Genomic DNA, 22,642 nt, shown 5'->3' with positions numbered 1-22,642 from the left:
AGCCGCTGGCTCCACCGCACTGAATTACGACATCGCGCTCAGGCCTTCTTCATCTGGCGCACCGCATGATCGGCGGCACGGGCGGTGAGCGCCATGAAGGTCAGCGACGGGTTCACGCACGAGATCGACGCCATCTGCGCGCCATCGGTGACGTAGAGGTTGGACGCCGCATGCGCCTGGCTCCATTCGTTGAGCACCGACGTGCGTGGGTCGCGGCCCATGCGCGCACCGCCCATTTCGTGGATCGCATCGCCGGGGACGTGCTCGCTTTCCGAACTCTTGACGTTGGTCAGGCCCGCCGCCTTCAGCATCGCCTCGCCCTGCGTTCGCGCGTCGGCCATCATCTTCAGTTCGTTGTCACGGAAGCGCACGTCGAACCGCACCAGCGGCACCCCGAACCGGTCGACCTTGCTCTGATGGAGCGAAACCTTGTTGTCCGCATAGGGAAGGCATTCGCCAAATGCGCCCATGCTAAACCGCCACGGCGCGTATTTGCGCATGCCCTGCTTCATCGATGCGCCGAACCCAACAGGGGCGGCAGGGTTGCGATAGGCGCTGCCCTGATAGCCATAGCCGCGTTTGAAGCCGACGCCCTCGTCGCCGCCGATATTGCGGAAACGCGGGACGTAGACGCCGCCCGGACGACGACCGAATTCGATGAACTCTTCCATCCCGGGGATGTCGCCCTCGACCCCGACACGGAAGATGTGATCCATCACATAGCGCCCGAGCGTGCCGCTCTCGTCGAAATAGCTGCGGTCGCTGCCCGGCGCGCGCGAGTTGAGCAGGATCTGCGTCGACGCGATCGCCGAGGCACAGAGGAATACGAGGTCCGCGTTGACGGTTTCCGCCTGGCCGGTCTTGGCGTCGATATAACGGACGCCGGTAACCTTTTTCCGCGCCGCATCGTACACTAGGTTGGTGACGACCGAGTCCGACTTGAGCGTCAGGCGACCGGTCGCGCGCGCGGCTGGCAGGGTGACGGCCTGGGTCGAGAAATAGGCGCCGAACGAGCAGCCATTGCCGCACTGGTTGCGGAACTGGCACTTCGTGCGGTTCTGGTCGGGCTTGTCCTCGGTCATGTTCGACAACCGGGTGTTGATCAGTTTCCGGCCGGGAAACTTGGTTTCGAGATTCTGCTTCAACCACTTCTCGGCGACGTTCATCGGCATCGGCGGCTGGAACTCGCTGTCGGGCAGATAGGCGAGGTTCTCGCGCGAGCCCGAGACGCCGATGTATTTCTCGACATAGCTGTACCAAGGCGCGACGTCGTCATAGCGGATCGGCCAATCGCCATCGATGCCGTCGCGCTTGTTCGCCTCGAAATCGGCGGGGCTCCAGCGGAAGCACCAACGGCCCCAGATCAGCGACTTGCCACCGACCGCGCCGGGCCGGATCCAGTAGAACTTGCTGCCCTCGTCATAGGCGTACGGGTTCAGCCGGTCGTCATTGTGGAACTCGCGGTTGCTGGGCTGGACATAGCCGTGCTTGGCGATGAAATAATCGCTGTCCAACAGTGCCTTGGGCATGATGTTGCGTGCCGGCACCTCGTAGGCGGGCTTGCCGTCATAGGTGTAGCCTTCGCCGTGCTCGACCATCTTGCCGCGGTCAAGCATCAGGACCCGCAGGCCCTTCTCGGTCAATTCCTTCGCAGCGAACCCGCCGCTGACGCCCGAACCAATTACGATCGCGTCGAACCTGTTGGTCTCAGCCATGATCTTCCTCTCCTAATACTCAGAAACACGCCCCGTCAGGAGCGCCTCGTTTAAAAACGAAGCGCGCGCAGTGTCCGGAAGCTCGTGGTGATGTCGGGCAGATACGGCGCGGGGGCCTGATCGTTCTCGACGTAGAAATGGCGCACGCCGGCGCTGCCCTTCAGCTTGAACAGCGCGGCGAAATCGACCGTGCCCGCGCCGACTGCCGCCATGCTACGATCGGGCCGCATGTCCTTGACGTGATAGGCGTAAATCCGCGTCGACAGCCGCTCGATCAGCGTCGTCAGGTTCTCGCCGGCATGCAGCGCCCAGTAGAGATCGAGTTCGAGCTTCACGAGTGCGGGATCGGTCTCCTTGAGCAACCGCTCGTACAGGCTGACGCCACCCGGCTTGGTGATGAATTCGAAGTCGTGGTTGTGATAGGCAAAGCCCAGGCCGGCCTTTTTCAGATCGGTCGCGAACCGGTTGAAGTTCGGCAGCGCCGCGGCCCAGCCCGCTTCGTTGCGATGCTCGTCGGTCATGTACGGCAGCACGACGGTGGTCGCGCCGAGCGTCTTGGCCATCGTCACCGACTGGTCGAACTGCTTGAGCAGCGCGTCGTAGCCGATATGCACCGAGGGCGCGGTCAGGCCGAGCTTGTCCATCGTCCGGCGCAGCATCGCATGATCCATGCCGTCATAGCCGCCGCCGCCGAACTCGACCTCGCGGTAGCCGATCTTCGCGACCTTGCCGAGCGTGCCGACGGGGTCCTTCGAGAAGATGTCGCGGATCGTGTAGAGTTGCAGGCCGATCGCCTTCAACTGGGCAGCCGACGCGGTCGGCACGAACGCGAGCGCTGCGACCGCACCGGAGCCGGCGAGCAGGTTTCTACGGCTGAGGATCATGCGGAATACACCTTGTTGACCTGAGAATAGGGAAATGCGCCGTTATACTCGCCCGGCACCGGCAGATATTCGCGCTCCTGCGTCATGCCGATTTCCGACGTGTAATAGCCGGTGATGACGAGCTGTCGGAACGCCTCGAAGAAGACGCCGCCCGAGGGGATCTGGTCGTTCATCGCGAGCGTGAGCAGCGCGTCCTGCTGCGCCGCGGTCGCCTTTGCGCCGGCGACCTTATAGTCTTTCAGGCTGCGTGCCTCGATCGCGTCGAGCCCGGCGAGGATCGGCACGCGGTCGGCCGGGGCGGCCCAGTCGGCGAGCAGCTTCTCGATATAGGCCGGGACACCCGCGGCGATCGCGCCCGGCGTGTCGGTGGTCGGCAGGACGCGTTCGCTGAGCGCGGTCATCAGCGCGCGCTGGGAGGCCGTGAAGACCGCGACGCTGGGCGGGCCTTCGCTGATGACGGGGATGCCCGCCGCTGCGCCGGGCGCCTGCGCAACACCGGCGGCGCGCGCGATCGGCGCGTACAGGGCCGTGCCGAACATGGCGACGACCCCGGCGAGTGCAGTTCTGCGATCGATCATTTACCGTCCTTCTTCAGGTCCTGCGCGATCGCCGCCTCGGGCAGCGGACGAACCCAGATGTTGCGGAACGACACCGGCGAATCGTGATCCTGGAGCTGGATCGGCGCGGCATCGGCGTGCGCGGTGTAACTCGCCACCTTGCGCCAGATGGTCGTGCCGAGCATCGCCTGATGGTTCTGGACGAGCACGCCGTTCAGCAGCGCGGTGACGTACGCAGGGCGGAGCAGGCTGCCGTCGGCGGCGAAGCGGGGCCGCTCGAATACGACATCGTAGGTCTGCCACTCACCCGGTCGACGCGCGGCGTTTACCAGCGGCGGCTTCCAGCCGTAGACCGCGCCGACCGTGCCATCGGCATAGGTCGGATTCTGCGAGCCATCGAGGATCTGCAATTCATAGCGCTGCATGAACCAGATGCCGCTGTTGCCGCGATCCTGCGAGGTCTTGGTCGGCGGGTTGGGCGAGCGGAATTCGAGGTGCATCTGCACGTCGCCGAAGCTCTGCTTCGAGACGAGGTTGTTCTCGCCACCGCTTGCCGCGCGCGACGGGATCGTCAGGATGCCGTTATCGATCGGCCAGGCAATCCGGTCCGGCTTCCACGCATCGAGCGAGCGCCCGTCGAACAACACGACCGCATCGGCAGGCGCACCGCCGGGGTCGCGGCCGGTGCGACCACGATCGGCGCAGGACGGTCGGCATCATGGACGCGCCACTGGCCGCCGGGCAGCATCGGCGTGTCCTTGAAGCCGGGCTTCTCCTGGGCCGCGACTGGCCCCGTCGTCATCAGCGCCATCGCCGTGACAGCGCTCGCCATCAAACAGGTGTTCATGCGTCTTCCCCTCATCCCCGTTTCCCTCATGCCGAATCGATCTCGCGGTAGGCGGCGATCAGGCGGTCCTCGCCCGCGCGGCCGGCAATCAAATTGCCGTGTTCCATGCCGATCACGCCGGTGTAGCGTTTCGCCTTCAGCCACTTCACGATCGACTTGAAGTTGATCTCGCCGGTCGAGGGTTCGTTGCGGCCCGGATTGTCGCCGAACTGGATATAGCCGATCTCGTTCCAGCAGGTGTCTAGCGTCGGGATCAGGTTCCCCGACTGGATCTGCTCGTGATACAGGTCGGCGAGGATCTTGACCGCCGGGCTGTTGGCGCCGCGCGCGACCGCATAGCCCTGCGAAATCGACTGCATATAGACGCCGGGATGGTTGGTCCGCGTGTTGAGCGGCTCCATCACCATCGCCGTGCCCGATCCCGCGACGATGTCGCCCGCGCGGCGCATGATGTCGATCACGCGCGCCGTCTGGATATCGACCGGCACCTTCGGATCCATGAAGCCGGTGACGACGGTCATGTGCTTCGCGTTCAATCGCTTGGCGACGTCGAGCGAGGCGCGGATGTCGGCAAGGAACGCCTCGCGCTCGGCGCCGTCATTGGCGCCGAGCAGCGGCCGCGACTGCGACCATTTGGGCATGCTGGCGACGAACACGCCCATCGTCATGCCGCGCTGCGCCAATGCCTTGGCCATCTGCTCCTGCTCGGCCACCGACCGCGTCGCCGCCTCGTTGTCCTCCCAGGCGGTGAAGCCCTGATCGGCGGCGTAGGCGATCTGCTCGATCCGTCCCCCGCGGCTGGCGAAGCTGCCCTCGTGCGGGGCGTAGCCGAGCGCAAAGCGCGCAGCGTTCGAGCTGCGGCGTTGCCCCCCGGCCATGCCTGGCACCAGCGAAGCGGCGGCGCCGGCCGCGAGCCCAGCCCCGAGCAAATTTCGGCGGGAGAGCGTCATGCGACCATTACCGTCATTTCGAGCCCTCGGCCCTGAGATACGCGATGATCGCGGCACGCTTGGCCGGATCGGGCGTCGCGATCGGCATGCGCGTGCCCGGCACCTTCTTTTGCGGCGCGGTCAGATATTCGTTCAGCGTCTTCTCGTCCCAGCGCAGCTTGGATGCCTTCATCGCGGGGGAGTAGTTGAAGCCCGGCGCCGCAGCGGCGGCGCGGCCTACCACGCCGTACAAGTTCGGACCGATGCCATTCCTGCCGCCCTTCACGACGGTGTGACAGGCGCGGCACGCGGCGAAGGCGGGCGGTGCGGCCGCGGTGGATTGCGCGGTGGTCGGCGCCGAGACCGTGACGGCCGCAACCACCGCGATACTTCCTGCGACCAGAGCCATGAGCAGCTTCATTCATTCTCTCCCGGATTTACTGAAGTCCATTTCCGATCTGCGCCGGCGTTGGCGATCACCGCCTCGATGAAGCGCATCGTGCGCAGGCCATCGGTCACGCCCGGAAACCAGCGGCCGTATCCTCGACTGCCGTCGCCATCACCGCGGATCGCCGAGGCGAACGCGCGGTACAGGTTGGCGAACGCCTCGATATAGCCCTCGGGATGACCCGCGGGTGTACGCACCAGCGAGGCGGTAGCGTCGAGCATGCCCGGGCCACCGGTCCGGACGATCTCGGCCGGGCGGTCGAGCCAGCGGAGCGTAAGCGTGTTGGGTTCCATCTGCGACCAGTCCAAGCCGCCGCGTTCGCCGTGGATGCGCAGCCGAAGCCCGTTCTCCTCGCCTGCCGCGACCTGGGTCGCCTTGAGCGTGCCGCGGGCGCCGCCCTCGAACCGGAGCAGTGCGCTGACGTCGTCGTCGAGCCGGCGGCCCTCGACATGCGTCGTGAGGTCCGCCGAGACCGATTGCACCGACAGGCCGGAGACATGCTCGGCGAGCTGGAACGCGTGCGTGCCGATGTCGCCGAGGCAGCCGCCGAGTCCGGCGCGCGCGGGATCGGTGCGCCATTCGGCCTGCTTGTTGCCGTCGGTATCGATCGGTTGGCTGAGCCAGCCTTGCAGATATTCGACCTGGACCAGACGGATCGCGCCGAAATCGCCGCGTTCGACCCGCGCGCGCGCCTCTTCAATCATCGGGTAGCCGCTATAGGTGAACGCCAGCGCGAAGTGGCGGCCGCTGGCCTTGGCGGCGGCGGCGATCGCCAAGGCCTCGACGACGCTCATCGCCATCGGCTTTTCGCAGAAGACGTGGAAGCCGGCCTCCAGCGCGGCGATCGCCATCGGCGCGTGGAGGTGGTTCGGCGTGACGATCGCGAGCGCTTCGATGCGCTGGTCCGCGGGCAGCGTAATCTCGTGCGCGATCAACGCGTCGAGCGATGGATAGACCCGCTGGGGATCGAGACCGAGCAGTGCGCCGGTGCGCGTGTTGCGCCCACCATCGGTGCTGAACGCCCCCGCGACGAGGTCCCAGTCGCCGTCGAGCGCCGCCGCCATCCGGTGGACGGCGCCGATAAAGGCCCCCTCCCCGCCGCCGACCATGCCGAGACGAAGCCGGCTCATGCCTGCCCCTCGGACAGTCCGAGCAGCTTGCGGATCGCGGCGCGATCGATGCCGCTGGCGGCGAAGTCGTCGAACGGGCGGTCGGTCAGCCGGATGATGTGGTCGCGGATGAACGGCGCGCCTTCGCGGGCGCCGTCGTCGGACCGTTTCAGCGCGCACTCCCATTCGAGCACTGCCCAGCCGTCATAGCCATATTGTGCCATCTTGCTGAAGATAGACGAGAAATCGACCTGCCCGTCGCCGAGCGAGCGGAACCGGCCGGCGCGGTCGACCCAGTCCTCGTAGCCGCCATAGACGCCGGTACGCCCGTTCGGGTTGAACTCGGCATCCTTGACGTGGAAGCACGAGATCCGGTCGTGATAGCGGTCGATGAAGTCGAGATAGTCGAGCTGCTGCAACACGAAATGCGACGGATCGAACAGGAGGCGCGCACGCGGGTGGTTGTCGACGGCCGCCAGGAACCGCTCCCAGGTCGCGCCGTCATGAACGTCCTCGCCCGGATGGACCTCGAACGCGCAATCGACGCCGACCTCTTCGAACACGTCGAGGATCGGAGTCCAGCGCCGCGCGAGTTCGGCGAACGCTTCCTCGATCAGCCCGGCGGGACGTTGCGGCCATGGATAGACGTACGGCCAAGCCAGTGCGCCAGAGAAGGTGGCATGCGCGGACAGGCCCAGATTGGCGCTGGCGCGGGCGGCGAGCTTGACCTGTTCGACCGCCCAGAGCTGGCGCTCGGCGGGCTTGCCGTGGACTTCGGGGGGCGCGAAGCCGTCGAACAGCGTGTCGTACGCCGGATGGACCGCGACCAGCTGGCCTTGCAGATGCGTCGACAGCTCGGTGACTTCGATGCCGTGCCTAGCGAGCGTCCCGCGAAGGTCGTCGCAATAGGTCTTGCTCTCGGCGGCGAGCTTCAGGTCGATCAACTGCGCGTTGCAGGGGATCTGGACGCCGACATAGCCGAGCCCTGCCGCCCATTCCGCCAGACCGTCGAGCGTGTCGAACGGCGCTTCGTCGCCAAGGAACTGGGCGAGGAATATTCCGGGGCCCTTCATGCCGGTCATGCTGCACTCTTTCTGGTGTCGTCGCGGAACGTGAACTGGAACAGCAGCGCGATCACCGCGGCGGCGATCGCGGGATACCACCACATATGCTGCCAGTCGGCGATGGTCGGCGATGCGGGCAGCTGCGCATACAGAAGCGCGCCGATCTGCGACCCGAGCAGCATCCCGACGCCGTAGGTGAACAGCGTCAGCATGCCTTGTGCCTGCGCGTTGACGCCCTTCGGCGTGGCGATCGTACCGGTGTAGATCGCACCTGCGACGAAGAAGAAGTCGTAGCACACGCCGTGCAGCGCGACGCCGAGATAGACTGCCCAGATCGAAGAGCCGCCGTCGCCGATCGCGAACAGAGCATAGCGCAACGCCCATGCGGCCATGCCTACCAGCAGCAGCGGCTTCACCCCGAACCGGCGATACAGCCACGGCATCGAGAACATGAAGACGAGTTCGGACATCTGGCCGATCGCGAGCGTGCCGCCGACGTTGCTGATGCCGGTCGCACCGACATAGGGCGAGGCATAGGCGTAATACATCGCGAGCGGGATCGAGATCAGCGTCGCGCAGGTCATGAAAATCAGGAACGAGCGCTGCTTGAGCAACCCGAACGCCTCGACGCAGAACACCTGGCGGAGAACGCTCTCGTCGCGTGGCGCATCCGCCGTGACGTTCGGCAGCGTGAAGCTGTAGAAGCCGAGCACGATCGACACTACGCCTGCGACGCGGAAAATCTCCGGGCTCGCCGACAGGCCCGCCCAGCCGATGAGGAGGCCAGCGGTGATCCAGCCGAGCGTGCCGAACGCGCGGACGAACGGGAACTTGTCGGTCCGCTCGCCAAAGCTCTTCAGCGCGATCGTGTTCGCGAGGCCCACCGTCGGCATGTAGAGGATCATGTAGCAGAGCAGCAGCCAGACGAAGGTCCGCCCATTCTCCGGCGTCACCAGCGACGGCAGCACGAACAACAGCACGCCGCCGACCAGGTGCAGGATCACCATCAGCATCCGCGGGCTAACATAACGCGCCGCAGCCATGCCGAGCAGGAACGAGCCCACGATCGACGCGATCGGACCGACCGAGAACGCGTTGCCGATAAGGTTTCCGATCCCGACCGTCTGCATGACGAGGCCGAGGGTTACGGTCCAGGCGCCCCATACGAAGAACTGCATGAACATCATGGCGCTCAGGCGGCCGGTTAGCAGGCCGCCGGTCGTGGCTTGGGGCCCAGTGTCTGCACGCGCCATTCGCTACCTCTCCGATCGCAGTTTTACTGCTTGTCGACCCGGAAGCTACGGAGGCTCGAAACGAATGTAAAGGATTACATCGGATATATATCGACAGTGCCGACGACCGGATCCATGACGACCCTATGCCGACGATCATCGAAGTGGCCGCTCTCGCAGGCGTCTCGACCGCCACGGTTTCGCGCGTTCTCAGCCGCCCCGAACAGGTGTCCGAGGACACGCGACGGCGGGTGCTGGCGGTCGTTCGCGAGTCCGGATACGCGCCCAACGTCGCCGCGCGGAGCCTGCGGACGTTGCGCGCGGCGAAGATCCTGCTGACCGTCCCCGATATCTCGAACGCGTTCTTCGCCAGCGTCATCCGCGGCGCCGAAGAGGCCGCACGCGATGCCGGTTACTCGGTCGTGGTCGGCGACACGCGGCACGATCCGGACGTTGAAGACCAATATGCCGACATGCTCTCCCGCCGCGAAGTCGACGGGCTGATCTTCCTCGGTCACCGCCTGCCAACCAGCCTTGCCCCGCTGATGGCGCGCAAAGGGACTGCCGCGCCGATCGTCAACGGCTGCGAATACAGTCCCGACCTCGGCGTCCCGAGCGTCCATATCGACAATGCCGCCGCCAGCGCGGATGCGATCGAGCATCTGATCGCGCTCGGCCATCGCAGGATCGGCGTCGTCACTGGCCCCGAGATCAGCCCGATCAGCCGCGACCGCCTCGCCGGCGCGATCGACGCTGCGACCCGCGCGGGCCTTCGCGACAGCCTACACATCCGCGTCGGCGACTATTCGGCCGGCCCCGCCGTCGACCAGACCCGCGACCTGCTCGCCCAGGACGTCACTGCGATCTTCTGCTTCAGCGACGAGATGGCGATGGGCGCACTCAGTGCGATCGGCGACGCGGGACTATCGTGCCCGAAAGACGTCTCGGTGATCGGTTTCGACGACCTCCCGCTCGCGCGCTATTTTCAGCCGCCATTGACGACGATCGCGCAGCCCAAGGCGATGATCGGCCGCCGCACCGTCGAGTTGCTCGTCGATATCCTGCGCGGCGTAGACAGCCCGTCGCGACAGGTCACGCTGGATCACGAACTCATCGTTCGCGGCAGTACTGCACAGCCAGCTTCGGCTCGCTGACCGATTAAATCGGGCGGCGCTTCTCAGATCGACGATCGCCTGCAATATTCCGCGGCAATCTCTTCCTCCATACGGGCGATCTCGATGTCGGTTTTCAAGCGATCACGCCTTGCGGGCGCCTTGCTGGGTTTGTTTCTCTCCACCAGCGCCAATGCCCAGGACGCGGCCACGCCGAGCGATGCGGTCGATCCGTTCATCGGCACCGGCGGCGAAGGGCACACGTTCCCAGGGGCGGTCGCACCGTTCGGCATGGTCCAGTTGTCCCCGGACACCGATACGTCCTGCGTGATCCGCACCTGTTACGGCCACGCCGCCGGCTATCGCTATGACGATCCGACGATCGAGGGGTTCAGCCACACGCATTTCTCGGGCGCAGGGCATTCCGATCTGGGCGACATCCTCGTCATGCCATTATCGGGCGACACGGTGCCGATGGACCCCGGCATGCCCGCCGCGCCCGGTTATCGCTCACGCTTTTCGCACGCCACCGAAGTGGCGAAGCCGGGCTATTACGCGGTGACGCTGGACGGTCCCGGCGTGCGCGCGGAAATGACGGCGGGCACGCGGATCGGCGTGCATCGCTACAGCTTTCCCAAGGGCAAGGCCGCGCATCTCGTCGTCGATCTGCGATCGTCTCTTTATAATTACCCTGGCAAGATCCTGTGGTCGGGGCTGCACCTGCGCGACGACGGCGTGCTCACCGGCTTTCGCGAGACGCGCGGCTGGGCGCCCGGGCGCAAGCTCTACTTTGCGATGCGGTTTTCTGCGCCGCTAGTGGGTCACGCGCTGGTCGATCGCGACAAGGACATCGCGTACAAGGGATTCCAGGGTCCGGGCCGTGGCAGCGATACGCTCGCAGAAAAGCTGGGTCGCGCGCTGGAGGCGCGGCTCGATTTCGGCCCGCTCGACGCTCCGCTCGAAGTGAAGGTCGCGATCTCGGGAGTCGACGAGGCCGGGGCCCTCGCCAATCTGGACAGCGAACCCGGCGGCTTCGACGCGGTCCGCACCAGGACGCAGGGCGAGTGGGATACCGCACTCGGCGCGGTCAAGTTCGAGGCTGCGGCACCGATGCGCCGGATCTTCGCGACCGCGCTCTACCACAGCCTGCTCGCGCCGAGCGTCTGGAGCGACAGCGACGGGCGGTATCGCGGGCCCGACGATCAGGTGCATCAGGCCGATGGCTTCACGGTCCGCTCGACCTTTTCGCTATGGGACACGTTCCGCGCCGAACACCCGCTGCTGACACTGATCCAGCCAGAGAAAACCAATAGCGACATCGTCCGATCGCTGATCGCCAGCCAGCAACACAGCCCCGACGGCATCCTCCCGGTCTGGCAATTCGCCGGGCGCGAGACGTGGACGATGATCGGTTATCATGCGGTCCCCGTTATCGCCGACGCGTATATGAAGGGCATCGGCGGCTTCGACGCGGACGCCGCGTTGCAGGCGATGGTCGCGAGCGCCGACCATGCGTCTTACGGCGGGCTCGGCGAGTACATCCAGCGCGGATACGTCCCGATCGACAAGGAGCCGGAGGCCGCGTCGAAGACCGTCGAATACGCCTATGACGACTGGACGATCGCGCGGATGGCGCGGCGGATGGGCAAGACCACCATTGCCGAGCGGTTCGAGAAGCGCGCGGGCAATTGGCGCAACAGCTTCGACGCGAAGTCCGGCTGGCTGCGCGCAAAGCTCGCGAACGGCAGTTTCCGCACGCCCTTCGACCCCACCGCGATCAATTACGGCTCCGATTATACCGAGGGCAATGCGTGGCAATATAGCTGGTTCGTGCCGCAGGATCAGGCGGGTCTGTTCCGGCTGCTCGGCGGCGATGCGAAGACCGTGAAGAAGCTCGACGCGATGTTCGACTTCGACAATTCGAAGGTCGATTACAGCCATGCGGAGGATATCGCCGGGCTGATCGGCCAGTACATCCACGGCAACGAACCGAGCCACCACGTCGCCTATCTCTACAACTATGCCGGCGCACCGTGGCGGACGCAGGAGCGGCTCGGCCAGATCGTGCGGAGCCAATATGGCGCCAAACCCGAGGGGCTGAGCGGTAACGACGATCTCGGCCAGATGTCCGCATGGCTGGTGTTCACGGCGCTCGGCTTTTATCCGGTCGCGCCGGGGTCGAACGAGTATGTCATCGGTCGCCCGTTCCTGTCGCGGGCGACGCTCGCGCTGCCCGGCGGCAAGCAGTTCGCGATCCGGACGGACAATCTGTCGGACGCGAACCCGTATATCCGGTCGGTCACGCTGAACGGCACGCCCCTCACCCGCAGCTATCTGCGCGACGACGAGATCCGGCAGGGTGGCGAATTGCGGTTCGTGATGGGCGCGCAGCCGAACAAGCTCTGGGGCAAGCGTGCGAAGGCCCGGCCGCTTTCGTCCTCGACTGCCGCCCTGCGCCACTGATCTGCCCCGCTGATCTGCGTCCGTCCTATGGCGGAGCGGGTCGACATTGCGGAGACTGGGTGGAGCTATGCGCCCGAACGGCCCCTTCCGCGTTATCCTCTGGAACCGATATCTCGAGAGACAGACCATGAAGAGCGTGACGCTTCCAGGCGGAGAAACGGTACCGGCGCTTGGCCAGGGTAGCTGGATGATGGGTGAGCGCGCCGCGCACCGTGCCGACGAGATCGCCGCGCTGCGCCGCGGCGTAGAGCTAGGCATGACGCTGATCGACACCGCGGAAATGTACGGCGATGGCGCAGCCGAGACGTCGATCGGCGAAGCGCTGGGCAGCGTGCGTGACGACCTGTTCCTCGTCAGCAAGGCGTATCCGCAGAACGCATCGCGCACGCGGCTGGCGGCGGCATGCGAAGCGAGCCTCAAGCGGCTGGGGACCGACCGGCTCGACCTGTATCTGCTGCATTGGCGCGGATCGGTGCCGCTCGCCGAGACGGTCGAGGTGATGGAAGCGCTCAAGGCGGCGGGCAAGATCCGCCATTGGGGCGTGAGCAATCTCGATACCGACGACATGGCCGAACTGATCGAGGGTGGCGGCGATCGCTGTGCGACCGACCAGATCCTCTACAATCTCTCGCGGCGCGGGCCCGAACTCGACCTGATGCCGTGGCTGGCCGAGCACGGCATCCCGGTGATGGCCTATAGCCCGGTCGAGCAGGGCCGGTTGATCGCAGATCCGACATTGGCGCGGATCGCGCGGACGATCGGCGCGAGCCCGGCGCAGGTCGCGCTCGCCTGGGTGCTGAACCGTGACGGCGTCATCGCAATTCCGAAGGCCGGCACGGTGGCGCATGTGCAGGACAATCGTGGTGCGGCGGACCTGCGGCTGTCGCCGGACGATCTGGTCGCGCTGGATACCGCGTTCGCAGCGCCACGGACGCGTCGCCCACTCGAGATGCTGTGAGCGTCGGATGACTGTGTATTTTACGGCGGATACGCATTTCGGCGATCATCGGACGCTCAATATTCACCGTCGTCCGTTTGCCAGCGTCGCCGAAATGGACGCCGCGATCGTCACCGGCTGGAACGCGGTCGTTGGTCCCGCGGACACGGTGTGGCATCTCGGCGATGTCGCGCGCCGCCCGTCGGACGTATCCGACCTGCTGGCACAATTGCACGGGACCAAGCACCTGATCCGGGGCAACAATGATCCGCCCGCAACCGGCGCGGCCGAAGGGTGGGCCAGCGTGCAGGATTACGCCGAACTGACGCTCGACGGGACGGCTCTGGTGCTATGCCATTACCCGTTCAGCCGCTGGAACGGGCAGCATCGCCGGTCGATCAATCTGCACGGGCATAGCCACGGCAAGCTCAAGCCGGTGCTGCGCCAGTTCGATGTCGGCGTCGACCCGCGCGGCTTTCGCCCGGTAACGCTTGCCAATCTGCTCGACCGTTCGCCACGTACCGAAATCCACGATCCGATCATCCGCCGAGGGACTGCAACCGCATGAAGACGTCTTCGCCACACCAGACGGCATCGGACGATTACGCCCATGGCCGACGCGACGGGTTGCGGCTGGCGCTGTCGATCCTCGCGGGCGAGGAGGCGAAATGGGCGGCGCTGCTGGGAGAAAGCTCGTCGTGGCGCACCAATGCGATCCGCGAAGTCCGATACAAGACGTTGCAGGTCGCGCAGAGCCGGATCCACACGGTACTCAATCGCATGACGCCGAAAACGGGTGTCGCGATCGATCCGGAGATCGCCGCCGCGCTCGAAAAGGCGGGACTCTAGCGCCGCAACGTGCAGCGCTCCCGGTCGGCTGTGTGAAGATCCGGGGCAAAAATGCCGTCGCCCAAACCGGGGGTGGTGATTTTGTTCGTCAATCGTTCTGGCTCGGCAACCATGTCGGCCTTCACGTCGTTCTCGACGCAACCCGGGTTTTCGACGCACTCCGGTTTCTCGAAGCATTCCGGGCTCTCGACGCAATCCGGCAATCCTGTGCGGATCACACTGCTTGCCGTGGAAAGACGGGCCTTATGCCGAGTACGACGACCGGATTGCCGCCGTGCCCGCGATGATCGCCCCAATCCCTAAACCGCGCGGCGCTGACCGAGCGGACCGCCTGCCACGCCTGCCCTTTTGCACCCCTCCCCTTCACGCAGAGCTATCATCATGACCGAAGTTTCCGTCGTCACCCTGGGCAAGGGGCGTCCCGATCATCTCGTCAACGTGGTCCGCGGACTGATGCGACAAACGCTGATGCCGGTCGAGCTGATCGTCGCGGTGATGCAGGACGATCTGTACGACCTGCCCGAGGCGCCGTTCCCGATCCGCCAGATGCGGATCGTCGCCGACGCGTTGCCGCTTGCCTCGGCGCGCAACGTCGCGGCGCGGGCGGCGACCGGCGAGGCGATCGTCTTTCTCGACATGGACTGCATTCCGACGCCGAGTCTGCTGGCGGATTATGCCGGGTTCCTCGATAGCTTCGACGGTCTGTTGATGGGTGAGGTCCTGTACCTGCCGGGTGGCGCGACCGCGGGCGACTGGTCGTATGAGCGGTTCGCGGAGATTGCGGTTAAGCATTCGGATCGTCGCGGCCCGCCGCCGCAGGGAATCGAGATCTGCACCGATTATCGCTGTTTCTGGTCGCTCAATTTCGCGATGCGGCGGGCGACGTTCCTCGGCCTTGGCGGCTTCGACGAACGCTATGTCGGCTATGGCGGCGAGGATACCGATTTCGGCAAGGCACTCGACGAGGCGGGCATCCCGATCGCCTGGATCAAGGGCGGTCTGGCGTATCACCAATATCATCCGCACCACATGCCGCCGGTGCATCATCTCGACAGCGTGGTGCGCAACGCCGAGCTGTTCGAGACCAAATGGGGGTATCGGACGATGGGGCATTGGCTCCAGGCGTTCCGGCTGATGGGGCTGATCGATCCGACCCCGGGCCGGCCGATCCGGATCCTGCGACGCCCCGATGCCGCCGATCTCGCGCTGACCGGACAGCAGAGCCACCAGCCCTATGCCAATACCGCGGTCGTGATCCGCCTGCTGGAAGACCGGCTGGCGGCGAGCGAGAGCGCCGAGGCGGCCGAATGAGGATCGCCGTCCTGTGCCATGTTCGCCAGCCGATCGCCCAGCCCTTTGCCGGCGGGATGGAATCGCAGTGCTGGCAGCTGGCGGCAGGATTGCAGGCACGCGGCCATGACGTCGTGCTGTTCGCATCGGGTGACAGCGACCCGCGGTTTGCGCTCGATGCGGTGATCCCGGAGGCTTACGAGCGGAGCTTTCCCTGCGCCGAGCATCGCGGCGTCGCAGCGCTGATCGCGCATCTCGATAAGGGGTATGCAGCCGCCTGCGACCGGATCGCCGGGGGTGGCTTCGACGTGGTGCACAACAACAGCCTGCACCGGTTTCCGCTCGAGCCGGCGCGGACCGCTATGGTGCCGACGGTCACGTCGCTGCACGTGCCGCCTTACGATGCGCTGCGCTGGTTCGTGCAGGCGAGCGTGGCACCGACGCACCGCATGACCGCGACCTCGGCCCGCCAGCTAGCTGCCTGGTGGCCGGAGGGGTCCCCGCGCGAGGCCTCGGTGCTGCACAATGGCATCGATCCCGACGCATGGCCGTTCGTCGCGCGGGGCGACGGCAGTGCGGTCTGGTGCGGCAGGATGACGCCCGACAAGGCACCACACCTCGCGGTCCAGGCGGCGCGGATCGCGGGCGTCCCGCTGACGCTGTTCGGACCGATCGAGGATCGCGACTATTGGGACGCTGCGGTGGTGCCGTTGCTCGACGGCGACGCGCGCTACGGCGGACATCTTAGCGGCGCGGCGCTGGCGACCGAGCTGGGACGGGCTTCCGTCTTCGTCTTCACGCCGTGCTGGGACGAGCCGTTCGGGCTGGTCGCGGTCGAGGCGATGGCATGCGGCCTGCCGGTCGCTGCATTCGATTCCGGTGCGGTCCGCGAGATCATCGGCGAAATTGGAGCGTTCGCGCCCGCGGGCGATGTCGCGGCGCTCGCCCGCGCGATCGTCGCTGCGCTCGACGCACCCCGCGCGGTGCAACGCGAGCGGGTCGAGGCGGCGTTCACGCGCGACCGCTGGCTGGACCGCTGCGAAGCCTTGTACCGGGCCGCCCTCAGCGGCGCGGCGGCATCGACGACCGGCGCGGCCGCTTGAACCAGAAGCTCCAGACGCTGAGCGTCCCGAGCAGGCCGAGCACGAGCCCCGACAGCGTCATCACGAGGCGGTAGCCGAGACCGCCGACCTTCGCCGCATGGAGCGGGTACAGGATGTTGTAGGCCGCGACCACGCGTGAGAGCGACGCGGCGTCGCGTGCCGCCAGCAGATGGCCGTCATCGGCGGCGAACCACAATGTCGTGCGGCCGTTCGGGAGCCATTCCGCCGGTCGCTTCATGCGCAGCGTGACGACGCCGCTGCCGTTGCGCGGAAGCGACAGGCTGCGCAGTTCGGCGTCGGGAAAGCGCGTCCGCGCGGCGATGATCATGCCCCGCCAGTCGAGATGGTCGGCGAGCGCGACCTTGGCGCCCGTCGGCGGCTTCAGCGCCGCGTCGATCGTCGCGGGTGCGGCGGGCCCGAGGAACACCGCGGTCAGCGGGCGGAACACCAATGTCGCGCCGGTCAGCAGCGACAGCACCAGCAGCGGCGCCGCGACTATCCCCAGATCGCGGTGATGCCGGACGATCGCCGGACGACTGAGCCGCTTCGGCAGCAACCGGAACGCAAACGTCTTGCGCGTCCGCCACCACAGGATCGTGCCGGTGATCACGAAGAACAGCCCCGCCACGCCTGCGATACCGATGATCGTCTCGCCCGTGTCGCCTGAAAAGAGATGATGATGCAGGTCGAACAGCCACAATTCGGGCCGCGCCCATTGGCTCTGCCACTGGCTGACGATCGTGCCGACCTGGTCGGTATAGGCGCCTGCCCCCTTGCCGAAATCGAGCCGGTCCACGCCGAGATTGGCGTTGGCGAACGTGATGCTCTGCGGCCGGGTCGCGGGGTTCGCCATCAACCGCTCGGTGGTCTCGGCAAGCAGGCGCGTATCCTGGATCTGCGCATCACCGGCATGGGGCACCATGATCCACGCATCGCGGTGAACGAGGATCGCGCCGGTCAGCCCGAGGATCGCGAGGACCAGTCCGAGAAACCCGCCGGTCCAGCGGTGCAACGTGTCGAGCAGCGCCATGCTAGAACCTGACGTCCCAGCCGAGCGTGAAATTGCGGCCGCGTCCGGAGAAGAAATGCGCGTTGTCGGTCGGCCGCACCGTGTCGCTGTAATAATCGATGTAGAAATGGTCGAAGATGTTCTGCGCGCTCAGCGTCAGCGCGCCGATCGGCAACGCGTAGCGTATCGATGCATCGGTGACAGTGTAGCCACTGAAGTCATTGGCAGCGGGCAGCCCGGCATATTTACGCGCGAGATAGAATTGTTGTTGGACGCGGGCGGACACCTTGCCGCGGACATAGCTGGCGGCGAGGTTCAGGCGATCGGGCGAGATGTTCGCGCCGTCGAGATCGATATCGACCGCGCCGTCGTCGTTCGAATCCGTCCGCCCGACCAGATGCGCGAACCCGGTCGACAGCGTCAGCCCCGGTAGCGGCATCCGTGCCTCCAGATTGACCTCGATGCCCTGGATCTCGACACGCTGCCGTTGCGCTTCATACGCGCCGCCGGTGAACACCAGAACCTGTCCGCGCGTGCTGGTCGACCAGAAATAGGTCGCGCTCGCGTTCATCGGCCCGCGCTTCACCTCGACGCCGAGTTCGCGGTTGTTCGACACGATCGGCGCGATGTCGACATAGCTGTCGAGGTCGACCCCGTCGCGGTTGATCGCGCGTGAGATGCGGCCGACATCGGGCACGGTAAACCCTTGCGCATAGCTGCCATAGGCGCGGATGCCGGGGATCGGCTCGACGATGACGCCGCCGTTGAGCAGCGCCTTGCTGAAGCTCGGGCTGCCGCCCGCCACCGCGTGGCTGCCGTAGGAAGCGAGCGTGGTGTAGTCGTCGATGACGATCTTCACATTCTCGTAGCGCGCGCCGCCCGCGATCCGGACGACCTTGTCGAACAGCGCGAGATTGACCTGTCCGAACGGCGCGAGGCTGCGAAAGTCGGCGGGTGGCACCCAGACGCGGTCGGTCGCGATCAGGCGTTGTTCGGTACGGTCGTACAGCGCGTCGAAGCCGAGCGTTGCGGTCAGCGCCTCGAAGCCGGGAACGGCGCGCTCGTAACTGAACTTGCCGCCATATTTGCGCGAGCGATTCTGCGACTGATCGAACAACTGGCCGACGGGTGCGAGCCGCACGTCCTGAAACGTCGCGATCGGCGCGACCTCGCCGCCGAACGTGTCGCGCGACCGGTTGAAGAAGACCTGGGTCACGAGATTGCCGCCCCACAGATCGGGATCGGTGAGCGACAGCGCGATGCTCTCGGTCCGGTTCTCGGCCGGATCGCCCGGCGGGGTGCCGCGCACCGACGTCGTCGGCAGGTTCGTGCGGAAATTCCCGTTGCTGGCGATGTAATTGCCGCCGCCCTTCAGTTCGAAGCGATTGGCGATCAGGTCGATCCGCGCGGTATCGGTGAGCGCATAGCCGGCGCGTGCGAATACCGACCAGCTGCGCGAATCCTGCGTCTCGCCCTGCGTCAGGTCGGTGCCGACGCGGTTGCCGTGACCGTCGTAGAACGCGCCGCGCTTGTCGTATGCGCCGCCCGCCATCACGTCGAAACGCCCCGACTTCCACGCGAGCAGCCCGGCGACCTTGCCGCCATTGCCGTCGCCGCTGAAGCCGGTGTCGGTCGTCCCCTGCACCAGCGCGCGGCCCGACAGCCCTTCGGTGCGCGGCGGCTGTACGGTCACCTGGTTGACGATCCCACCGGTGCCGCCGATCCCCTGCAGCGCGTTCGAGCCGTAGATCAGCTCGACCCGGTCGATAAAGAAAGGGTCGATCGTGAAGCCGTCGCGCGATCCATCGCGCAGCGGCGTCGACTGCGGGATGCCGTTGATCGCATAGAGCGGCGAGCGCCCGCGCAACGTCTCGCCCGCGCCCGACAGCTTCTGTCGCGTCGGCGAGAAGGACGGCGTCAGGTTCGAGACCGCATCGACCACCGATCCGCCGATCGCGACCTGCTGATCGAGCGCCGCACGGTCGATCACGTCGATCGTCAGCGGCAATGCGTTGGGCGGCAGGATGCTGCGTGTCGCACTGACGATGATGTCCGGTGAGGGTTGATCCTCGGTATCGCCTGGCGCCGAAACCGTAGCGACCTGCGCCGCCACCGGCGCCGTCGTGCCGATGATCGGCAGCGTCAATATCCCGAGAAGTCCGTACCGCATGATGTCCCCCGATTGCGGTTGCGCCCTAGCCGGACCGGAACGCTAATGCAAATCGTTCGCACTTGTCGTTTAGGCTGCGCAGTAATTTGTCTTTGTCGTCAGCTGGCGCTGTCGCTCGTGGTCGAGCAGGATATAACGGGCACCGGACACGAACTCGTTTGGAACCGTCATGACCAGCCTTCGCCTGCCGATACCGCCCTTCACCGCCGAAACCGCGATCCAGAAGGTCCGGGCGGCCGAGGATGGCTGGAATGGCCGCGATCCGTCGCGCGTCGCCAGCGCCTATACCGCCGACAGCGCATGGCGAAACCGGGACGTGTTCATTACCGGACGCGACGCGATCACCGCGTTCCTTGCCGACAAATGGACCCGCGAGCAGGACTATCGCCTGATCAAGGAGCTATGGGCGTTCACCGACGACCGGATCGCGGTGCGCTTCGCTTATGAATGGCATGACGGCGCAGGAAACTGGTTCCGGTCCTATGGCAACGAGAACTGGGCATTCGCCGCGGACGGGCTCATGCGCGAACGGCACGCGAGCATCAACGACGTCGCGATCACACCGGGTGAACGGCTGTTTCACTGGGATCGCGCGGGGTTCGGCCAGCGGACCATCCCGGCCTTTCGGACCTGGGACTCTGATCCGCGGGCGAGATCGCGCTCGACCGGTCGGGCGATTGCCACGCACGATCTCTTGATCGCGCAGCGGGGCTTATCGCGGCGCACCGGGACAACGACATCCAGAACAGCGAAATCCCAGAAACGACATCCCAGAAACGACATCATCGTTCAGCTACCTTTACGCCACAACGGAGACGATTCATGACGACGGCCTATGATACCAAGCTCGGTCTGTATATTGCCGGCGAATGGCTGAGCGGCGACGGTCGCGACACGCGCGACGTGCTCAACCCAGCGACCGGTTCGGGTCAGGCGGCCTTGCCGCTCGCCAATGCCGCGGACCTCGATCGCGCGCTCGAAGCGACGCAGCGCGGGTTCGTCGCTTGGCGCGCGACGCCGCCCGAAAAGCGTGCGGCGATCCTGGTACGGACCGCGCAGCTGTTGCGCGAACGCGGCGATCATATCGCGCGCATCGCGACGCTGGAGCAGGGCAAGATCCAGGCCGAGGCGAAGGGCGAGGTTGCGTTCGCCGCAGCGCTGCTCGATTTTCACGCGGCCGAGGCGCAGCGGATCTATGGTCGCGTCCTGCCGCGCCCATCGGGGTCGCGCAGCCTGGTCCTGCACCAGCCGGTCGGGCCGGTCGCGGCGTTCTGCGCCTGGAATTTCCCGATCATGAACGTCGTGCGCAAGATCGCCCCCGCGGTCGCGGCCGGGTGCACGATCATCATCAAGCCATCGGAGGAAACCGCGGGTAGCGCGGTCGAGGTCATGCGCTGCTTCCAGGATGCCGGGTTGCCGGGCGACGTCGCGCAGTGCGTGTTCGGCGTACCCGACATGGTGTCGCGCCATCTGCTGGCCTCGCCGATCACGCGCAAACTGAGCTTCACCGGATCGGTGCCGGTTGGCAAGGCGCTGATGAAGCTGGCGGCGGACACGATGATGCGGACAACGATGGAGCTTGGCGGGCATGGCCCGGTGCTGGTGTTCGACGATTGCGATCTCGACAAGACGCTCGACACGCTGGTCGCGCACAAGTTTCGCAATGCCGGGCAGGTCTGCGTCGCGCCGACGCGGTTCCACGTCCAGGACGGCATCTACGACCGGTTCGCCAAGGGCTTTGCAGAGCGGACGCGGACGCTGAAGATCGGCGACGGCATGGATGCGGCAAGCCAGATGGGCCCGATGGCCAATGCCCGCCGCCCCGATGCGATCGCCGAGCTGGTCGGCGACGCGACCGGGCACGGTGCGAAGCTGCTGGCGGGCGGCGACTATGGTGGTGGAAGCGGGGGCGGTGATGGCGGGTTCTTCTTCCAGCCGACGGTGCTGGGCGACGTTCCGCTGTCGGCGCGCGCGATGAACGAGGAGCCGTTCGGCCCGCTCGCCTTGCTCAGCCGCTTTGGGTCCGACGAGGAGGCGATTGCCGAAGCCAACCGCCTGCCGTTCGGTCTGGCGGCCTATTGCTTCACCGAGAATGGCCGTCGCCAGAACCTGCTCGGCGACGCGATCGAGGCGGGGATGATCGCGATCAACAATGTCCGGCTGAGCTATCCCGACAGCCCGTTTGGCGGCGTGAAGGAAAGCGGGCACGGATCCGAGGACGGTCCCGAGGGTATCGCTGCGCATCTCGTCACCAAGGCCGTGCACATCAGCTGATCCGGCGACGTCGTCCGGCCGCTGGCCCGACGACCCCGTAGCACATCACGCCGCAGGGCTTTCCGTTCCAGGACGGAAAGCCCTGCGTTTCTGCGCGCGTTCGGCGGCGATCGAAGGAGGTCGGCGGATCGGCGCACTTGCGTCTTCAAGGTCGCTGGTGAAGCTCGACCGCGAGTCCCCCGCGCGTCATCACATGAGATAAAAATGCAACAAAACGGCAGAAGGAATGTCTTCTGCCGCATTTTCTATTGTCAAACCGCCCCCGCTATGGCGAATTGTTGCAATAATGTTTCTCGGTCCACGCGATCGGGAACCATCGGTTGTCGCCTTGGCCCGGGAAGGAAGGTTTGCGTTGCAGTCTGCCGTTCGTCCTCCTAGCCCGATGCCGTCCGCATGTGGTTCGATCAGGGCTCTCGTCCCTGTTCCACCGACCCATGCCGACACCGCCGCCAGTGTTCATCGCCGCACGACCGTCGCGCGAGACCGTGCCCAGTTTGCCGTTTCGGCCGAGGGGCTCGCACCGCGCGCGCTGCCGCGCCGTGCCCGTCGCACCGAGTATAAAGACACTTGCAAACACGCCGAGCGCAATCGGCGGTCCAAAGCGAGGACGCGTTAGGGAAGGATCCTGAAAGCCACTTTTCAAGGGGGCT

The 22,642-nt window shown here is 66.0% G+C and carries 21 protein-coding genes and 1 pseudogene; 9 read left to right on the top strand and 13 right to left on the bottom strand.

From position 1 onward, the window contains the following. Positions 1-38: 38 nt before the first annotated feature. The 10 genes from QP164_RS04890 to QP164_RS04845 are packed head-to-tail and all read right to left on the bottom strand — an operon-like array spanning position 39 to position 8,806. The gene (locus QP164_RS04890; RefSeq protein WP_333922366.1) at positions 39-1,715 is read right to left on the bottom strand and encodes a GMC family oxidoreductase; all 1,677 of its coding nucleotides are present in this window, start codon (positions 1,713-1,715) and stop codon (positions 39-41) included. A 50-nt stretch (positions 1,716-1,765) separates the two neighbouring features. Continuing rightward, on the bottom strand, positions 1,766-2,599 hold the full coding sequence (locus tag QP164_RS04885) for a sugar phosphate isomerase/epimerase family protein (RefSeq protein ID WP_333922365.1): 834 nt from the start codon (positions 2,597-2,599) through the stop codon (positions 1,766-1,768). Then, a complete protein-coding gene (locus QP164_RS04880; RefSeq protein WP_333922364.1) occupies positions 2,596-3,177 on the bottom strand; it encodes a gluconate 2-dehydrogenase subunit 3 family protein in 582 nt (193 codons plus the stop codon). Before QP164_RS04880 ends, QP164_RS04885 begins: the two co-directional genes overlap by 4 nt. Next, positions 3,174-3,803, bottom strand: coding sequence for a 3-keto-disaccharide hydrolase (locus tag QP164_RS04875; RefSeq protein ID WP_333922363.1), 630 nt, complete (start codon positions 3,801-3,803; stop codon positions 3,174-3,176). The genes QP164_RS04880 and QP164_RS04875 overlap by 4 nt, the downstream gene beginning before the upstream one ends. Next, positions 3,728-4,003 carry a hypothetical protein gene (locus tag QP164_RS04870; RefSeq protein WP_333922362.1) on the bottom strand — a complete coding sequence of 92 codons (276 nt, stop codon included), beginning with the start codon at positions 4,001-4,003 and terminating at the stop codon, positions 3,728-3,730. Before QP164_RS04870 ends, QP164_RS04875 begins: the two co-directional genes overlap by 76 nt. A gap of 26 nt (positions 4,004-4,029) precedes the next feature. Then, positions 4,030-4,953 carry a hydroxypyruvate isomerase family protein gene (locus QP164_RS04865; RefSeq protein ID WP_333922361.1) on the bottom strand — a complete coding sequence of 308 codons (924 nt, stop codon included), beginning with the start codon at positions 4,951-4,953 and terminating at the stop codon, positions 4,030-4,032. A 13-nt stretch (positions 4,954-4,966) separates the two neighbouring features. Beyond that, positions 4,967-5,353, bottom strand: coding sequence for a c-type cytochrome (locus tag QP164_RS04860; RefSeq protein WP_333922360.1), 387 nt, complete (start codon positions 5,351-5,353; stop codon positions 4,967-4,969). Continuing rightward, on the bottom strand, positions 5,350-6,510 hold the full coding sequence (locus QP164_RS04855; RefSeq protein ID WP_333922359.1) for a Gfo/Idh/MocA family protein: 1,161 nt from the start codon (positions 6,508-6,510) through the stop codon (positions 5,350-5,352). Before QP164_RS04855 ends, QP164_RS04860 begins: the two co-directional genes overlap by 4 nt. Beyond that, entirely contained in the window at positions 6,507-7,571 is a 1,065-nt protein-coding gene (locus QP164_RS04850) for a sugar phosphate isomerase/epimerase family protein (RefSeq protein WP_333922358.1), read from the bottom strand. Before QP164_RS04850 ends, QP164_RS04855 begins: the two co-directional genes overlap by 4 nt. Further along, positions 7,568-8,806, bottom strand: a complete 1,239-nt coding sequence (locus tag QP164_RS04845; RefSeq protein ID WP_333922357.1) for an MFS transporter — start codon at positions 8,804-8,806, stop codon at positions 7,568-7,570. Before QP164_RS04845 ends, QP164_RS04850 begins: the two co-directional genes overlap by 4 nt. 125 nt (positions 8,807-8,931) lie before the next feature. Here QP164_RS04845 and QP164_RS04840 point away from each other — a divergent pair, with 125 nt between their 5' ends. The 5 genes from QP164_RS04840 (at position 8,932) to QP164_RS04820 (ending at position 14,146) form a co-directional block, all read left to right on the top strand. Continuing rightward, positions 8,932-9,939 carry a LacI family DNA-binding transcriptional regulator gene (locus QP164_RS04840; protein WP_333922356.1) on the top strand — a complete coding sequence of 336 codons (1,008 nt, stop codon included), beginning with the start codon at positions 8,932-8,934 and terminating at the stop codon, positions 9,937-9,939. A gap of 84 nt (positions 9,940-10,023) precedes the next feature. Beyond that, positions 10,024-12,360 (top strand): GH92 family glycosyl hydrolase, encoded by a 2,337-nt coding sequence (locus QP164_RS04835; protein WP_333922355.1) that lies wholly within the window; start codon positions 10,024-10,026, stop codon positions 12,358-12,360. Positions 12,361-12,487: 127 nt separating this feature from the next. Continuing rightward, positions 12,488-13,318: an aldo/keto reductase gene (locus QP164_RS04830; RefSeq protein ID WP_333922354.1), complete on the top strand. Its 831-nt coding sequence runs from the start codon at positions 12,488-12,490 to the stop codon at positions 13,316-13,318. A 7-nt stretch (positions 13,319-13,325) separates the two neighbouring features. After that, on the top strand, positions 13,326-13,865 hold the full coding sequence (locus QP164_RS04825; RefSeq protein WP_333922353.1) for a metallophosphoesterase family protein: 540 nt from the start codon (positions 13,326-13,328) through the stop codon (positions 13,863-13,865). Continuing rightward, positions 13,862-14,146 carry a hypothetical protein gene (locus QP164_RS04820; RefSeq protein WP_132734328.1) on the top strand — a complete coding sequence of 95 codons (285 nt, stop codon included), beginning with the start codon at positions 13,862-13,864 and terminating at the stop codon, positions 14,144-14,146. The genes QP164_RS04825 and QP164_RS04820 overlap by 4 nt, the downstream gene beginning before the upstream one ends. Here QP164_RS04820 and QP164_RS04815 read toward each other — a convergent pair. Continuing rightward, the gene (locus QP164_RS04815) at positions 14,143-14,364 is read right to left on the bottom strand and encodes a hypothetical protein (RefSeq protein ID WP_333922352.1); all 222 of its coding nucleotides are present in this window, start codon (positions 14,362-14,364) and stop codon (positions 14,143-14,145) included. The two genes, QP164_RS04820 and QP164_RS04815, sit on opposite strands and share 4 nt — an antisense overlap. A gap of 163 nt (positions 14,365-14,527) precedes the next feature. On the opposite strand from QP164_RS04815, the gene QP164_RS04810 reads away from it, so the two are divergent. Together QP164_RS04810 and QP164_RS04805 are read left to right on the top strand one after the other, a co-directional pair. Then, complete coding sequence (locus tag QP164_RS04810) at positions 14,528-15,457, top strand: galactosyltransferase-related protein (RefSeq protein WP_332753672.1); 930 nt, start codon at positions 14,528-14,530, stop codon at positions 15,455-15,457. Then, positions 15,454-16,539, top strand: coding sequence for a glycosyltransferase (locus QP164_RS04805; protein WP_333922351.1), 1,086 nt, complete (start codon positions 15,454-15,456; stop codon positions 16,537-16,539). Before QP164_RS04810 ends, QP164_RS04805 begins: the two co-directional genes overlap by 4 nt. On the opposite strand, the gene QP164_RS04800 is transcribed toward QP164_RS04805, so the two are convergent. Both QP164_RS04800 and QP164_RS04795 read right to left on the bottom strand, forming a co-directional pair. Further along, on the bottom strand, positions 16,499-17,569 hold the full coding sequence (locus QP164_RS04800; RefSeq protein ID WP_333922350.1) for a PepSY-associated TM helix domain-containing protein: 1,071 nt from the start codon (positions 17,567-17,569) through the stop codon (positions 16,499-16,501). The genes QP164_RS04805 and QP164_RS04800 overlap by 41 nt on opposite strands. A 1-nt stretch (position 17,570) precedes the next feature. After that, positions 17,571-19,718 carry a TonB-dependent receptor gene (locus tag QP164_RS04795; RefSeq protein WP_333922349.1) on the bottom strand — a complete coding sequence of 716 codons (2,148 nt, stop codon included), beginning with the start codon at positions 19,716-19,718 and terminating at the stop codon, positions 17,571-17,573. Positions 19,719-19,887: 169 nt separating this feature from the next. Between QP164_RS04795 and QP164_RS04790 the strand changes: the two are divergent. After that, positions 19,888-20,360: pseudogene (locus tag QP164_RS04790) on the top strand (nuclear transport factor 2 family protein). Positions 20,361-20,540: 180 nt separating this feature from the next. Next, complete coding sequence (locus QP164_RS04785; protein ID WP_333922348.1) at positions 20,541-21,992, top strand: NAD-dependent succinate-semialdehyde dehydrogenase; 1,452 nt, start codon at positions 20,541-20,543, stop codon at positions 21,990-21,992. The last annotated feature ends 650 nt before the right edge of the window (positions 21,993-22,642 follow it).

The organism is Sphingomonas sp. LR59 (assembly GCF_036855945.1).
In the GTDB taxonomy this organism is placed as follows: Bacteria; Pseudomonadota; Alphaproteobacteria; order Sphingomonadales; family Sphingomonadaceae; genus Sphingomonas.
The sequence above is the reverse complement of the archived record's forward strand: the minus strand, read 5'-3'. Positions and strand labels throughout refer to the sequence as shown.